This is a genomic window from Robertmurraya sp. DFI.2.37, from assembly GCF_029211245.1.
GTDB lineage: Bacteria > Bacillota > Bacilli > Bacillales > Cytobacillaceae > Robertmurraya > Robertmurraya methanolica_A.
This window is the reverse complement of sequence record NZ_JARGEJ010000080.1, coordinates 1-15,453: the sequence shown is the minus strand read 5'-3', so window position 1 is coordinate 15,453 and position 15,453 is coordinate 1. Positions and strand designations below refer to the sequence as shown.

The following is a 15,453-nucleotide window of genomic DNA, read 5'->3' as shown; positions in this document are numbered from 1 at the left end:
TCACGTTGAATGGAATTATGTTTCGAAAGCATCTTCATCACTCCAAGTATTGTTTCTACCTTTATTCTAAAACAAAAAAGACTGTAGGAAAACTCGATTTTCATCGAGTTTGTCTACAGTCTGAAACAACCTCAAATACTTTGAGGTTGTTTTTTGTGGCCATTGGAGCGTTTCGTGCCAAGTTTAAAGGGATAAAAGCGGGCTTCCTATTGTATTCAATCCCTATAGGGTTTATACTTTAGTAATGTGTGTATATCTACTAAAATGATAAGAAGCTTTTTACAAATGCATTAATGAGAAAGGAGATTTTCAATGAACGAGAAACAACGATTAGAAGGTCAACAAGTAAAGGCTGCTAATTCTTCGGACAAAAAATCCGAAAAGGATTACAGCAAATACTTTGAAACTGTATATGTTCCCCCGTCCTTAAAAGAGGCGAAAAAAAGAGGAAAAGAAGAAGTCAAATACCATAATGATTTTGCTATTCCAGAAGAATTTATTGGAATGGGTAAAGGAAGAAAATTTTATATTCGTACTTATGGCTGTCAAATGAATGAACATGACACAGAGGTAATGGCTGGAATTTTCATTGGTCTAGGTTATGAGCCGACAGATAGTGTTGAAGATGCTAATGTTATTTTGCTAAATACATGTGCCATTCGTGAAAATGCTGAAAATAAGGTGTTTGGTGAACTCGGTCATTTAAAGCACTTAAAAACACAAAACCCTGATCTTTTGCTTGGCGTCTGTGGTTGTATGTCACAGGAGGAATCTGTCGTTAACAAGATTCTAAAAACATACAATCAAGTCGATATGATTTTCGGAACACATAATATCCACCGCTTGCCAAACATACTGCAAGAAGCTTATATGTCAAAGGAAATGGTTGTAGAAGTTTGGTCTAAAGAAGGCGATATCATCGAAAACCTTCCGAAAGTGCGCCGTGGTAATATTAAAGGCTGGGTTAATATTATGTATGGTTGCGATAAATTCTGTACGTATTGTATCGTCCCATATACACGCGGAAAAGAACGAAGCCGCCGTCCAGAAGAAATTATCCACGAAGTGCGTCAACTTGCAGCACAAGGATATCAAGAAATCACCCTTCTCGGGCAAAACGTGAATGCCTATGGCAAAGATTTTGAAGATATGAAATATGGCTTAGGTGATTTAATGGATGAAATTCGTAAAATTGATATTCCTCGTGTTCGCTTTACGACTAGTCATCCTCGTGATTTTGACGATCACCTTATCGAAGTTCTTGCAAAGGGTGGAAATCTTGTTGAGCATATTCATTTGCCAGTTCAATCCGGTTCAACTGATGTTTTAAAAATTATGGCTCGCAAGTACACAAGAGAACAGTATCTTGAACTTGTTCGTAAAATAAAGGAAGCTATCCCGAATGTCGCATTATCAACGGATATTATTGTTGGATATCCAAATGAGACCGATGAGCAGTTTGAAGAAACCCTTTCTTTATACCGCGAAGTTGGGTTTGAGGCAGCATATACATTCATTTACTCTCCACGTGAGGGAACACCAGCGGCAAAAATGCAGGATAATGTTCCAATGGAAGTTAAAAAAGAGCGTCTCCAACGATTAAACAGTCTTGTAAATGAGCTTTCTGCTCAAGCAATGAACAAATATAAGGATCAAGTTGTCGAAGTTCTTGTAGAGGGTGAAAGCAAGAATAATCCTGATGTGTTAGCAGGATATACACGTAGAAACAAACTTATAAACTTTGTTGGTCCAAAAACAGCTATCGGTAAAATCGTAAAGGTAAAGGTGACAGAAACAAAGACTTGGTCATTAAATGGAGAGATGGTAGAAGAAGTTCAACCAGTCGAGGTGAAATAATATGGCGAAATATACAAAAGATGAAATTGTAGCACGTGCACAGGAACTAGCAACATTAATTGCGCAAACAGAGGAAGTCGACTTCTTTAAAAGAGCAGAGGCGCAAATTCATGAAAACGAAAAAGTTCGTAAATTGATTGATGAAATTAAAGGATTACAAAAGCAAGCGGTCAATCTTCATCACTATGGAAAGCCTGAAGCATTAAAGAGAACGGAAGAAAAGATTGCAAAAATTGAAGCAGAATTAGATGCAATCCCGGTTGTCCAAGAGTTCAAGCAATCGCAAGGTGATGTGAATGATTTGCTCCAGTTAGTTGCTTCCACGATTTCTAATAAAGTAACAGATGAAATTATCACCTCCACAGGGGGAAATCTGCTCAGTGGTGAAACGGGAGCAGAAATAAAGAATAAAGAATGCTCACATCATCATTAATAATAGGTATAAAAAGCCTTTACCGTTTTTTGGCGGTAGAGGTTTTTTACTTTTTAGTGGATTAGCAGGAGCCTTATGTCACGCTTTACTCTTGCTTATCGATTAAAACCATAATACCCTCGAATTGTGATCTTTTCTGTAAAGAAGGAATCCTCCTGCATTCACCCATTTCTAGGTTTATGCATAGGATAAATTGACGTTTAGTTCATGAAAAAATGCCCTAATAAATGGAGTGTCATTAGGCTTTTGACAAGGATAGACATTCATAAAAAGATAAGCACACTAGTCTAATATCCCGCATAGGATGAAATGAAACTTAAGTGAGGAGGGTTCGCTCGCAATGGGAGAATACAGAGAGATTATCACAAAAGCGGTCGTAGCGAAAGGACGAAAATTCACCCAATCCAATCATACGATTTGCCCAGAAAATAATCCAACTAGTATCCTAGGTTGTTGGATTATCAACCATACGTACGAGGCGAAAAAGGTTGGCAAAACAGTAGAAGTTTGCGGCTACTATGACATTAATGTTTGGTACTCCTTTAATGATAATACACAAACTGAAGTTGTCACAGAACGAGTAGACTATACAGACGTTATTAAACTAAAATACCGTGACCCAGATTGCCTTGACGACCTCGACGTAATCGTGAAAGTACTTCAGCAGCCAAACTGTGTCGAAGCAGTTATTTCCCCAAATGGAAACAAAATCATTGTACACGTGGAGAGGGAGTTTCTAGTGGAAGTCATTGGGGAAACAAAGGTATGTGTAGAAGTTCATCCAGGAAAGCATAAAGATGATGACGAAGACTACTTTGATGTAGATGATGAGGAATTTGAGGATTTAGATCCAGATTTCTTAGTCGGCTCTGAGGAAGAGTAAAACGAAGGCTAGGGAGGTTATGCTTCCTAGTTTTTTCTTTGTTCACCTCAATGTTTAATTTTTTAGAAAAGGCTAAATCAACATTGAGATAAACAAAAGTTTAGAAAAAGACGATAGAGACATGCTAAAATACTTTTTTGAAAAAGAATCGAAAATGAGCACCATAAGAAGCAGGTGCTCATTTGTGTTACTGAGGTTGATAAATAAAGTAATCGAAGTCAGCGTGTCGTTTTTGACCGGATGTATCTTGACATTGCATCCCGACAAAAGCGCCAGTGAAAAATCCTCCGCCTTGGATGTAATCATCAGAAAGTTTGTATGATTCGAATTTTATTGGAATTTTACTCCAGTTGTTACCGTCAAAGGAGTAGGAATAAAAATAAGCATGTAACTCTACATCGACACGAAGGTAAACATATTCAAGTTCAGATGGAAGCATAATTTCTTGACCGAATAAGGGCTGATCAAAATCAAAATTATCACAGGTCATGATTTCTAGAATGCGCCCTTTCCTCTCATGCCATGAAATTTGTAGTGCAGTCCAGTTTTGTGTATTGTAGTAGTTTACAAGCCCTGCTGATTGTTGGAATGTTGATGGCTCAAAAGCGACTTTCGTTTCTGCTCTAAAATAAAAGTGCTGCCACCGTCTCGCAATAAATGCTTGCGTGAATTTCGAAGTTAACGATTCTTGGCCATAAAGCCTTAAATGTCCTGGACGAGCAGTTAAAGAAGCAACTTCTTCACCTAAAGGTATGCGTAATGATTGAAACTGAAGATTCAATTCAGGACTGTTGAAGTCATCTTTTTCATTGTAATCGTCACTCCAGATCACTTCGTCGATTTTAGGACCATCAATTTCAAGGGATGGCTGATTTCCACCAACAACATAGGGCCAATCATTCTGCCATTCCAAACGTTGAATGGCTGTCTCCCTTCCAAGTGGACAAAAGCCGCGTGGATCTAATAATGGCTGGCCATCACGTGGCAGCGGTCTACCGGTTAAATGGACTAAAAACCATTCATTCGTGTGGGTTTTTACAATAGATGCATGTCCTGCTTTTTGTAAGGGATTTCTTGGATGTGCGAAGGAACTAATGAGTGGGTTGTCTGGATGAACTTCGTAAGGACCAAATAAATGTTTGGAACGTGCTATCGTTGCTTGGTGATCGTATTTTGTCCCGCCCTCAGCTGTGAGCAAATAATAATAGTCATTTATTTTATATAGATGGGGAGCCTCTGTTAATTTGATGTCAGTGCCTTTAAAAATGACCTTTGCATCACCAATTAGTTTTTGCTCTTTAGGGCTGTACTCCTGTAATACAATTCCGTAAAAATTATGATGGTGGATGCGATGATCCCAAAGCATATTGACTAAATACTTTTTACCATCTTCATCATGAAATAATGATGGATCAAAGCCTGAACTGTTTAGATGGATTGGTTCAGACCATTCTCCGTCAATTTTGTCACAAGTCACAAGATAGTTATGACAATCTTTCCAGCGACCTTCCGTTACCTTTACATCGGTATAAATCAGCCAAAATTTTTGATCATGATAGGAGAGGGCAGGTGCCCAAATTCCGCCAGAATCAGGATTGCCAATCATATTTAGCTGGCTTAATCGATTGAGAGGCCTTGAGACTAAACGCCAATTTTTTAAATCCTTGGAGTGATAAATTCCAACTCCAGGAAACCATTCAAAGGTCGAAACCGCAATGTAATAGTCTTCTCCATTTCTGCAAATACACGGGTCAGGATTAAAACCTGTTAAAATAGGATTTTGAATCTTTGCCATGTTCCCCACCTCATAAATATTATTTTTTATAATTAGAAAACAATCGCGAACGATTGTGCATTCCTGATGAACTAAAGTGCTTGAGAAAATTTTTGCAGATCACTGTTGAAAAAATTCTCTGCCACAAAAGCGGTCACACCTAAAGCAGCTGAATGTGTGGAGAGCTCGGAAAAATTAATTTCTAAATCGCGCTGCTGAAACCATAAAGTTCGAGCTTGCATGCGCTTTTCTAATGGTTCTGTTAGCCACCGTTTGGCTGATGCCATCCGGTTTCCAATAATAATTTGCTGCGGGTTAAAGATATTGATGATATTATTGATTCCGACTGCAAGGTTTTCTCCAATATGTTCAAATTGTTGAATTGCGATGTGATCTCCAGATTCGGCAAGTGTTAATAAGCTATCGAGCGTAACTTCCCCACCGGTTGTAGCAACTAATCCGGCAGTATTTGCTGTTTTAAGCAATGCTTGTTCGGATGCGTAAAGCTCCCAGCAGCCTTTATTGCCACAGCTACATTTTTCACCAGCGATGTTGATCGTCATATGTCCAAGTTCGCCTGAAAAGCCATTATTGCCACGATATAATTGGTTATTTAAAATCAATCCAACTCCAATGCCAATCCCAACGCTTACATAAACAAGATTTTTCGCTTCCTTTCCCGCTCCAAATAGTTTTTCACCGTAAGCGCCAGCGTTCGCTTCATTTTCGATAATGATCGGAACATTGTATTTTTCTTGTAGAACAGATTTTAAATCAATATTTCGCCATTTCAAATTAGGTGCGAGCAATACTTTTCCAGCTTTACTTACTGTTCCAGGTACACCAACACCGATCCCGACGATTCCATATGGACTCTCAGGGGTTAACTCGATTAGCTGATCAATAATATCGTACAAATGGGTCATAATTTTTTCATAGGATAAATCTTTATAGCTAATCGTCTTCTCATGGAGTATATTTCCTTGAAGATCGGTCACAATTCCAAGTAAGTAGTTGACGCCGATATCAATTCCAATTGAAAAACCTGCAACTTGATTAAAAAGCAGCATAACAGGCCTTCTACCACCACTTGATTCCCCTGGACCAGATTCGTAAATTAGCTTTTCTTCTAATAATTCACTTACAAGGGAGGATACGGTCCCTTTGTTTAGTCCAGTCAAATTGGCGATTTCAGCTCTTGAAATAGGGGAGAGCTGTTTGATTGTGTTTAAGACAAGTGTTTTGTTTTCTTGTTTGACTACATGTTGGTTCCACGTTTTCATTAAACGTCATCTCTTTCTTTTCAGTTTATATTTTTATTATACGGCTCGATTTTAGCACGCAGTTAGAATGAGGGGAATGGTTCGTACTCGTTCAATATTTTCTGACAATAATCGACATCCGTAATAAGTTGATAACTCTTTTTCCTAGAGAAATGCCTATTAAATCAGCGATCTTTATAGATGTAGAGAAAAAGAACTAGCTTATTTTATTTTATTATACACTTAGTTTATCCACTAGACAAACGAATTGTTCTTTGTTATTCTAACTTTGAGCTTATGAAATAAGCATCATACACTTTTTAGGGGGTTTATGTATGAGGAAAAAGAAAGCGATTACATTATGTATCACCTTAATTGCTGCCATTTTTATCATTGTTGGTTGCTCAGGCACAGATAGTGAAAATGTATCTAGCAATTCAGGTGATACGAAAACGATTAAGTTTATGCATTTATGGCCAGAAGGCAGCTCAAAAACACATCATACCATTGTCAATGAAATTATTGCTAATTTTGAGAAAGAAAATGAAGGTGTTAAGGTTGAATTGGAGGTTTTAAGCAATGAACAATACAAAGATAAGCTGAAGGTCCTCTCTACCTCAAATGAATTGCCTGATGTGGGCATGACTTGGGCTGCAGGTTTTTTGACTCCTTATGTTGAAGGCAATAAATTTGCTCCATTAGATGATCTTCTTGAAAATGAATTGAATGATAGTTTTGTAGCAGGCACAGCTGAGGCCTATGCTATTGACGGGAAGACATATGGATTACCTCTAGAACTAAACATCGCAACAATTTTCTACAATAAAGCAATCTTCGCAGAATATGGACTTGAAGCGCCAAAAACCTATGATGAATTCAAACATATTATTACAACTTTAAATGACAACGGGGTTGCGCCGATTGCACTTGGAAATAAAGACCGTTGGACTGGCTCTCTTTGGTATATGTATTTAGCGGATCGAATTGGCGGTGCGGATGTACTAACGAGCGCAATCAATCGCTCTGGAACTTTTGAAGATCCAGCTTTAGTTTCGGCGGCGGAAGAAGTGCAAAATTTAGTTGAAATGAATGCGTTTGTAAAAGGATTCAACGGTTTGGCAGATGAGGAAGCGAAAAGTATGTTTATGAGTGAACAAGCAGCAATGTACTTAATTGGTTCCTGGGATTTGCCAAACTTTACAACAAATGAAGAAGTTCCGCAGGAGTTTAGAGATTCAATTGGTTTCTTTAATTTTCCGACTGTTGATGGAAAAGGGGATTTAAACAGTCATGTCGGTGGTCCTGGTGTAGGGCTATTTGTCAGTGAAGATTCCGATGTAAAGGAAGAAGCGAAGAAATTTGTTTCCTACTTTGTTAAGGAATGGGGAGAAAAATCGGTCACACAAGCCGGAGTTATTCCAGCAACCAAGCTTGATGCGGATTCTTTAGAGCTGCCGCAAATGTATATTGACGTCTTAAATGAACTAAGCAATGCAACGAATATAACACTTTTTGCTGATGTTCAAATGAGCCCACAGGTTGCTGAAGTTCACTTGAATATGATTCAAGCTATTTTTGGCAAGGAAGTAACTCCTGACGAATTCGCCAAAGAACACGAGGATGCGCTTGCAGCAGAATAATAGTGTAGTAGGGTGGCCGTTTATGAACAAAGTTTTTATATAGTATAAAATTTTTTCATATAGCTTTTCTCTGACTCGATGAGCTAAGGAATTTACTTTGGCTCATCGGTCAGAGCTTTTAGCTAAAGAAAAATGACGGTTTTCTCTGAAGGAATGATCAATCGTTTTATTCATATTGATGTTATCGTTAAAATTTGTAACTAGAAAAGGCTGATTTTTGTTTAAACAGGCCTTTTCTACTTAGCGAATATGGGGTTGAATGTGATGGATAAGGTTATGTCCAATAAATGGCTCATCGCGTTATTCGTATTACCAGCACTGTTGTTAACGGCAATCTTTATCTTTATTCCGTTAGCGTTATCTGGTTACTATGGCTTAATGGATTGGGATGGAATCGGTGCGATGAAGTTTATCGGATTGGAAAATTACATGAATGCGTTACAAGACGGGAAGTTTTGGGACAGTGCATGGCATTCCTTTTTACTGGCAATTTTTTCAACGCTTAGTTTACTTTTATACTTAGCAATTGCGCTTATTTTGTCCTCAAAAATAAAGGGGGCGGATTTGCTCCGAAAAATTTACTTAATTCCAATGCTGCTTTCGTCTGTGGCGATAGCTCAATTGTGGATTAAGATATACAATCCTACAAATGGAATGCTGAATCAAATTCTTATGGCGATTGGTGTCGAACATCCACCTGCATGGTTGGCTGATACATCACTTGTGTTGTACGCGATTTTCGTGCCTATTTTATGGCAATATGCAGGCTTTTATATATTGATTTATTATGCAGCATTAAAAAATATCCCTGAATCTATTATTGAAGCTGCTCGGATTGATGGGGCTTCCCCAGTGCAAATTGCGTTAAAAATAAAACTACCGCTGATTATGAGTGTCGTGAAAGTAACGATTGTTTTAGCCGTAGTCGGTTCATTAAAATATTTTGATTTAATTTATGTTATGACTGGTGGAGGACCAAACGGGGCTAGTGAAGTTATGGCTTCGTACATGTACAAACTTGCTTTTAGCAGCAATAATTTCGGTTACGGAAGTGCGATTGGCTTCTTGCTTTTAATTATAACTCTTGTTGTGACGTTTATTGTTCGTAAATTAACGGCAACAAAAGAAGAAATCCAATATTAGGAAGGAAGAGGGTTTTACATGAAGCGAATAGGTTCTATTCTTCTTTATTTGTCATTAGCGATTGTCGCTGTATTCCAAATCTTTCCGATCATTTGGCTGTTTTTGTTTTCCTTAAAGGACAATCGAGAAATTTTTTCCGGTTCTCCCTTTGCATTGCCATCACAGTTCCGGTGGGAGAATTATATGAAAGTATGGGAGGGCGGTATAGGAGTTTATTTTTGGAATAGCGTTTGGATTACAGGGCTCGCCATTTTATTAACCGTGCTTTTTGCTAGTATGGCAACTTTCGCCATTACTAGAATGAAGTGGAAGCTAAGTAAGCTTGTCCTCGGCCTGTTCATGGTGGGATTAATGATTCCGATCCATTCTTCAATCATTCCTTTGTTTAATATGTTTCTTAATCTCAATCTAATTGATAGCCCTTGGTCAATCGTGATCACCTATACAGCTTATAATCTTCCGATCACGATCATGATTTTACTTGGTTTTTATTACACTCTTCCGCGTGAGATCGAAGAAGCGGCGATTATTGATGGATGCTCCGTCCCGCAAATGTTTTTTCGCATTATCCTGCCGATGACAATTCCAGTTATGTCCACCACTGTCATTATCAATATGATTTATAACTGGAATGAATTTGTTTTTGTCAATACCTTTATTAGTTCTGATCAATATAAAACATTAACGGTAGGGATTCAAAATTTCATCGGGCAATATATGACCGATTGGGGTGCCATCGGAGCTACTTTGATTATCAGTGTATTACCTATTTTAATCGCTTTTATTTTCTTCAGCAATAAGGTCGTTGAAGGAATGTCTTCAAGTGCTGTAAAAGGTTAACGCTTTTGGAGCTTATTAAATGCGTGTAGTGCCAACGACATCGTTATAAATGCGGAGCTGCTAGCACCAAAAATAAAACCGAAAGCAGGAATATAATAAACGATCACCGCTAGAGATAGAAGTGAAAGCAGCATTAACAAACTATGCAATGGGTGAACAAGCATCATAAAAAAAGCATGCTTCATAATCGAAAAATGGTTGAGCTCAAAATGAACAAATGCAGGAAATAGATAAGAAACAAACAGCAGAGAGAGAAGCATGAACGCAAATAAGGGAGCCTGTACCCACGTTAATTGCCCACTATTTTCATATAGATAAATGAAATCGATGCCGATGATGAAAATAAGCAGGTAAAGAATGAGTCCTACTTGGTTGCTTTTATGAAACTCATTTTTATAGAAACTCCAAAAAACCGGGAAGAGTGAAATTTCTGTATTCCCTCTAAGCCACTTGCGAATAATGGCGAACATGGCAACAGTTGCTGGAAAAATTCCTAAGATAATTCCACCAATTAAACTAAATAAAATCCATAAAAGCTGAAGGTAAGCAAAACGAGTAATCCATTCGAAAATTCGATAGATGAGGCTGCTAATTTCGTTCATATGAATCTCCCTTGATCCTTTTTCCATTTGTTTGTCTGCTCAGTAAATAAAAGTATATTCATATCATAATGTAAACATTTTCATTAAGCTATTATTTTTTATCCCATTAGGAGGTTATCTCATGTCATATTTTAATGGTATTTCAAAAATTCAGTTCGAGGGTCCTGCATCGACTAACCCTTTTGCTTTTAAGCATTATGATCCAAAAGAAAAAATCGCAGGGAAAACGATGGAAGAAACGCTAAGATTTGCAGTCGCCTATTGGCATACATTTACGTTCGAAGGCACTGATCCGTTTGGAGCAGGTTCCATGCTGCGTCCATGGGGTCATTTATCTGGAATGGATCAGGCAAAGGCACGTGTAGAGGCAGCATTTGAATTCTTTGAAAAACTAAATGTACCCTATTTCTGCTTCCATGATGTTGATATTGCTCCAGAAGGGAATACTTTGACAGAAACATATAGAAACATAGACGAGATTGTGGCAATGCTGAAAGAATATATGAAAACAAGCAAAACGAAACTTCTTTGGAACACGGCTAACAATTTCACACATCCCCGTTGGCTCCATGGGGCAGCAACTTCACCAAATGCGGATGTCTTTGCTTATGCGGCGGCAAAAGTGAAAAAAGGTTTAGAAATAGCGAAGGAATTAGGAGCAGAAAACTATGTCTTTTGGGGTGGCCGTGAGGGCTATGAAACACTCCTTAATACTGATATGAAGCTGGAATTGGATAATTTAGGACGTTTTTTTCATATGGCTGTTGCTTATGCGAAAGAGATTGGCTTTACTGGTCAATTTCTTATTGAACCAAAGCCAAAAGAACCAACGAAACATCAATACGATTTCGATGTTGCCACAGGATTAGCATTTTTGCAAAAATATGATTTGAATGATCATTTTAAATTTAATATTGAAGCGAACCATGCCACACTTGCCGGGCACACGTTTGAGCATGAATTAAGAACTGCTCGCATTAACGGCATGCTCGGTTCTGTTGATGCCAATCAAGGCGATATGCTTCTTGGATGGGATACAGATGAATTTCCGACTGATTTATATTCGACGACTCTTGCCATGTATGAAATTCTCTTAAACGGTGGCCTTGGCTCAGGAGGCCTTAATTTTGATGCAAAAGTACGGAGAGGTTCGTTTGAAGCTGAAGACTTATTCCATGCCCATATCGCTGGAATGGATTCGTTTGCCATCGGTTTAAAAGTGGCCCAGCGTCTCTTAGAGGATCGGGTATTCGAAGATTTTATTGCGGAGCGCTATGAAAGTTTTACAAAGGGAATCGGGCTTGACATTGTCGAAGGGCGAGCAGATTTCCATCAGCTCGAACAACATGCTCTCTCTTTAAAAGAAATGAAAAATACTTCAGGTCGTTATGAGCGGTTAAGGGCAATTCTGAATCAATATTTACTAGAAGCTGAGGTTGTTTCCGTCCGTTAATAACATGTGCTGGAGCTGAGTTTCCAGCAATTTTCCGACATTTAATAAGATAAGCAGGTGTTAAAAATGAAATATGTTATCGGTGTTGATCTTGGTACGAGTGCAGTAAAAATCATATTGATGAATCAATTAGGTGAGGTATGTGTCGAATTGTCACAACCGTATCCTCTTATTCAAGAGAAATCAGGATATAGCGAACAGGAACCTGAAGAGTGGGTTGAAAAAACAATTACTGCCTTATCCATGCTCGTAAAAAGTTTTCATGGTTCTCCAGAAGATATTGAGGGAATTAGCTTTTCAGGGCAAATGCATGGACTTGTGTTATTGGATCAACAAAATGAGGTTGTTCGAAACGCGATTCTTTGGAATGATGTTAGGACAACTTCACAATGTGAGGAAATTAATCGGCTTGTTGGCAAGGAAACTCTATTAAAAATTGCTAAAAATACTGCTTTGGAAGGTTTCACGTTACCGAAGCTTTTGTGGGTAAAGGAACACGAACCGCATCTGTATAAGAAAGCAAAAACTTTTTTATTGCCAAAGGATTATTTACGTTATCGTTTAACAGGGAAAATTCATAGTGAATATTCTGACGCCGCTGGAACTCTAATGCTTGACTGTACCCGTAAATGCTGGAGTCGTGAAATTTGTGAAGCTGTAGGGGTAGACGTTTCAATATGTCCCCCATTAATAGAATCGCATCATTTCGTTGGGACGATTGCAAAAGAGATTGCTATGTTAACAGGTCTATCTGAAAAAACAAAAGTGTTTGCCGGTGGTGCTGATAACGCCTGTGGTGCGATTGGAGCAGGAATTTTAGAGGCTGGGAAAACGTTGTGCAGCATCGGAACCTCAGGAGTCGTTCTTGCTTATGAGGAGGATAAAGGGCGAAATTTCGAAGGGAAGGTTCATTTCTTTAATCATGGCAAAGAGAATGCTTTTTATACGATGGGGGTTACTCTTTCAGCAGGGTATAGCTTAAGTTGGTTTAAAGAAACGTTCGCTGCAAATGAAGATTATGAGCAATTATTAACAGGGATTGAGGCAGTTCCGATTGGGGCAAGGGGGCTCATCTTTGCCCCATATATTGTTGGAGAGAGGACTCCGCATGCAGATGCATTTATACGTGGAAGCTTTATCGGGGTAGATAGCTCACATAAGCGCATTGATTTTGCTCGAGCCATTTTAGAGGGGATTACTTTCTCTTTAAATGAATCGATAAAAATTTTTAAAGATAGTGGAAAAAATATCGATACGATTATATCGATCGGTGGTGGAGCAAAGAATGATACATGGCTGCAAATGCAAGCTGATATTTTTCAAGCCAAAGTTGTAAAGCTTTCAAGTGAACAAGGACCGGGAATTGGTGCGGCGATGTTAGCGGCATTTGGCTGCAATTGGTTTTCCTCACTGAATGAATGTGCAGAAAGCTTTATAAAGATTGTGAATGTATATGAACCGATTGAGCAGAACGTCCGCGAGTATGAGCAGCTTTTCACACTATATCAGCGTGTGTATCGAGCAACGAAAGAAATTAGTGAAGGCTTAGCGAGTTTTCGAAAATAATTAAGGGGAAGCAAATGCAAGTAATTAAACAGAATTACGGTAGCATCGATGGTCAAACAATCAGCAAATTTACTTTAGTGAATGATCAGGGAATGACCATTAGTTTTCTTGACTACGGTTGCACGATTACTGAAATCATTGTTCCAGATCGAAATGGGAAATTTGAGAACATCGTTCTTGGTTTTGACAATTTGGAAGCTTATCAATCTTATTCCTTTTATTTTGGTTCAATTATTGGCCGGGTTGCAGGTCGAATAAAGGGTGCTTCGTTTGAACTCGATGGAAATATTTATACGTTAGCAAAAAATGAGTCGAGAAACTGCCTCCACAGTGGTACGGAAGGTCTTCATCAAGTCAAATGGAGAGGAGAAATCGTGAATAAGGGAAATGATGTTGGCGTGAAATTCTCATATTTAAGCCCAGATGGAGAAGGAGGCTTTCCCGGCAACTTATGTTTACATGTAACATATACATTAAATCAATTAAATGAATTTACGATTTTATATGAAGGGGTAAGCGATAAACGAACATTGATTAATTTAACGAATCATACTTACTTTAACTTAAGCGGTAAACTTAATACTAGTGTCGGCGAACATTGGCTAAAAATGGCGAGTGACCAATTTGTCGAATTGGATAATGAGATGCTGCCAACTGGCAGACTGTTGGAAGTAAAAGGAACACCGTTTGATTTTCGTAACTGGAGAAAATTAAAGGATGGCATGAACTCAAATCATCAACAAAATAAATTAGCAGGGTGGGGCTATGATCATCCATTTCTATTAAATAGGGAAAAAGAAATTATGCTCTTTGAAGGAGAGAGTGGGCGCACGTTAAAGATTACTACGACTGAACCAGCCGTTGTATTATATACGGGCAATATGCTAGAAGGAGATTTTTTGATAAGTGGGAATGTGAAAGTGCACAAATATTTGGGACTTTGCTTAGAAACACAGGCACTGCCAGATGCCGTGCACCATTCGCATTTTCCTTCCATCACATTTGAACAGGGGGAGAAATATCAATCACAAACGATGTATTACTTTGGAATAGAAGAAGGACCAGGATAAATTTAAGACATCAAGGTTTCTTATGAAGGGCGGTTGCTATTTATGCAGAGCTAGCGCTTAAATAATTTGCCGTCCTCCTTCTCAGAAAAGTTGCTCTGCAAAGCTTTTTTCTTGTGTCACAAGGGACTCACTTAAAGTGAAGTCCTATTTTTTAGGCATGGATATGATTGAGCTAATAAACAGCATTGACACAAATCTATTTGATAATCCCGTAATAAATTAGGTCTTCATAACGGTCTGTTTTATATACATGGTCTTTAAGAGTGCCTTCGTAGACCATTCCACACTTTTTCATTATTTTGCCCGAGGCAGGATTCGATTTAAAATATCGTGCATATACGCGATGGTAGTTTTTTTCTTCAAAAGCAAAGTCCAACATGGCCTGTGCTGCTTCTGTGGCATAGCCATTTCCCCAAAAGGGCTCCCCGATCCAATAGGCTATTTCTCCATTTCGATGGAGCCGTTGATTAGAAAGAGCGATCGCTCCGTAAAGCTCGCCATTCTTTTTATCGGTAATCGCAAACTCGTATAATTTGTCTTCAGTGTAGTTCTGTTCATGATTGGCAATCCACGAAAGCGCACATTGTAATGAATAAGGAAATGGTAGATTCAAAGTACTTTTGTAAATATTAATATTGTCACAAAGGAATTGAACCTGTTCTGCATCGGCTTCAGTAAAAAGTCTCAGCAGTAACCGTTCCGTTTCAAGCGTTTTGTCTTTGCGATTAAATTTCATTCCTTTCTCCCCTTTGAATTAGATTATAGAAAGTTTACCTAGCCTTCCCATTTTTATCAACCCGTATGGTGGTGACCCCACAAAGTTAGAGTTTTTATTAAGCAGCTGATTGGCTGGTTTGAGTTCGGTATTGTATTGGACTTAAACCAGCTAATTTTACTTTTATACGCTTATTATTGTAGTAATCTATGTAC

The 15,453-nt window shown here is 38.4% G+C and carries 14 protein-coding genes; 9 read left to right on the top strand and 5 right to left on the bottom strand.

What is annotated here, in order from left to right; all coding sequences use genetic code 11:
- Positions 1-312 precede the first annotated feature (312 nt).
- The 3 genes from miaB to PZE06_RS23745 all read left to right on the top strand — a co-directional run bounded on the left by miaB (position 313) and on the right by PZE06_RS23745 (position 3,173).
- Positions 313-1,857: a tRNA (N6-isopentenyl adenosine(37)-C2)-methylthiotransferase MiaB gene (gene miaB, locus PZE06_RS23755; RefSeq protein WP_151026097.1), complete on the top strand. Its 1,545-nt coding sequence runs from the start codon at positions 313-315 to the stop codon at positions 1,855-1,857.
- Position 1,858: 1 nt separating this feature from the next.
- Entirely contained in the window at positions 1,859-2,290 is a 432-nt protein-coding gene (locus PZE06_RS23750; protein WP_151026098.1) for a YlbF/YmcA family competence regulator, read from the top strand.
- A gap of 340 nt (positions 2,291-2,630) precedes the next feature.
- The gene (locus PZE06_RS23745) at positions 2,631-3,173 is read left to right on the top strand and encodes an outer spore coat protein CotE (RefSeq protein ID WP_151026099.1); all 543 of its coding nucleotides are present in this window, start codon (positions 2,631-2,633) and stop codon (positions 3,171-3,173) included.
- A 187-nt stretch (positions 3,174-3,360) separates the two neighbouring features.
- Here the strand turns inward: PZE06_RS23745 and PZE06_RS23740 are convergent, their stop codons facing one another.
- Both PZE06_RS23740 and PZE06_RS23735 read right to left on the bottom strand, forming a co-directional pair.
- The gene (locus PZE06_RS23740; RefSeq protein ID WP_151026100.1) at positions 3,361-4,968 is read right to left on the bottom strand and encodes a glycoside hydrolase family 43 protein; all 1,608 of its coding nucleotides are present in this window, start codon (positions 4,966-4,968) and stop codon (positions 3,361-3,363) included.
- Between the two features lie 71 nt (positions 4,969-5,039).
- A complete protein-coding gene (locus PZE06_RS23735; RefSeq protein WP_151026101.1) occupies positions 5,040-6,230 on the bottom strand; it encodes an ROK family transcriptional regulator in 1,191 nt (396 codons plus the stop codon).
- 314 nt (positions 6,231-6,544) lie between these two features.
- Between PZE06_RS23735 and PZE06_RS23730 the strand changes: the two genes are divergently transcribed.
- The 3 genes from PZE06_RS23730 (at position 6,545) to PZE06_RS23720 (ending at position 9,832) form a co-directional block, all read left to right on the top strand.
- The gene (locus tag PZE06_RS23730; RefSeq protein WP_151026102.1) at positions 6,545-7,849 is read left to right on the top strand and encodes an extracellular solute-binding protein; all 1,305 of its coding nucleotides are present in this window, start codon (positions 6,545-6,547) and stop codon (positions 7,847-7,849) included.
- A 264-nt stretch (positions 7,850-8,113) separates the two neighbouring features.
- Positions 8,114-8,992 carry a carbohydrate ABC transporter permease gene (locus PZE06_RS23725; RefSeq protein WP_151026103.1) on the top strand — a complete coding sequence of 293 codons (879 nt, stop codon included), beginning with the start codon at positions 8,114-8,116 and terminating at the stop codon, positions 8,990-8,992.
- A gap of 18 nt (positions 8,993-9,010) precedes the next feature.
- Positions 9,011-9,832 carry a carbohydrate ABC transporter permease gene (locus PZE06_RS23720; protein WP_151026104.1) on the top strand — a complete coding sequence of 274 codons (822 nt, stop codon included), beginning with the start codon at positions 9,011-9,013 and terminating at the stop codon, positions 9,830-9,832.
- Here PZE06_RS23720 and PZE06_RS23715 read toward each other — a convergent pair.
- A complete protein-coding gene (locus tag PZE06_RS23715) occupies positions 9,829-10,461 on the bottom strand; it encodes a YesL family protein (RefSeq protein WP_225310805.1) in 633 nt (210 codons plus the stop codon). The two genes, PZE06_RS23720 and PZE06_RS23715, sit on opposite strands and share 4 nt — an antisense overlap.
- A 94-nt stretch (positions 10,462-10,555) precedes the next feature.
- Here PZE06_RS23715 and xylA point away from each other — a divergent pair, with 94 nt between their 5' ends.
- The 3 genes from xylA (at position 10,556) to PZE06_RS23700 (ending at position 14,523) form a co-directional block, all read left to right on the top strand.
- The gene (xylA, locus tag PZE06_RS23710) at positions 10,556-11,887 is read left to right on the top strand and encodes a xylose isomerase (protein ID WP_151026105.1); all 1,332 of its coding nucleotides are present in this window, start codon (positions 10,556-10,558) and stop codon (positions 11,885-11,887) included.
- A 66-nt stretch (positions 11,888-11,953) separates the two neighbouring features.
- Positions 11,954-13,453 (top strand): xylulokinase, encoded by a 1,500-nt coding sequence (xylB, locus tag PZE06_RS23705; RefSeq protein ID WP_151026109.1) that lies wholly within the window; start codon positions 11,954-11,956, stop codon positions 13,451-13,453.
- Positions 13,454-13,467: 14 nt separating this feature from the next.
- Complete coding sequence (locus tag PZE06_RS23700; protein WP_151026106.1) at positions 13,468-14,523, top strand: aldose epimerase family protein; 1,056 nt, start codon at positions 13,468-13,470, stop codon at positions 14,521-14,523.
- Between the two features lie 196 nt (positions 14,524-14,719).
- Here PZE06_RS23700 and PZE06_RS23695 read toward each other — a convergent pair whose 3' ends face one another.
- Both PZE06_RS23695 and PZE06_RS23690 read right to left on the bottom strand, forming a co-directional pair.
- Complete coding sequence (locus tag PZE06_RS23695) at positions 14,720-15,259, bottom strand: GNAT family N-acetyltransferase (RefSeq protein ID WP_151026107.1); 540 nt, start codon at positions 15,257-15,259, stop codon at positions 14,720-14,722.
- A 97-nt stretch (positions 15,260-15,356) separates the two neighbouring features.
- Positions 15,357-15,453: IS3 family transposase (locus PZE06_RS23690; protein WP_275792070.1), on the bottom strand; the 97-nt coding region annotated here is incomplete at its 5' end.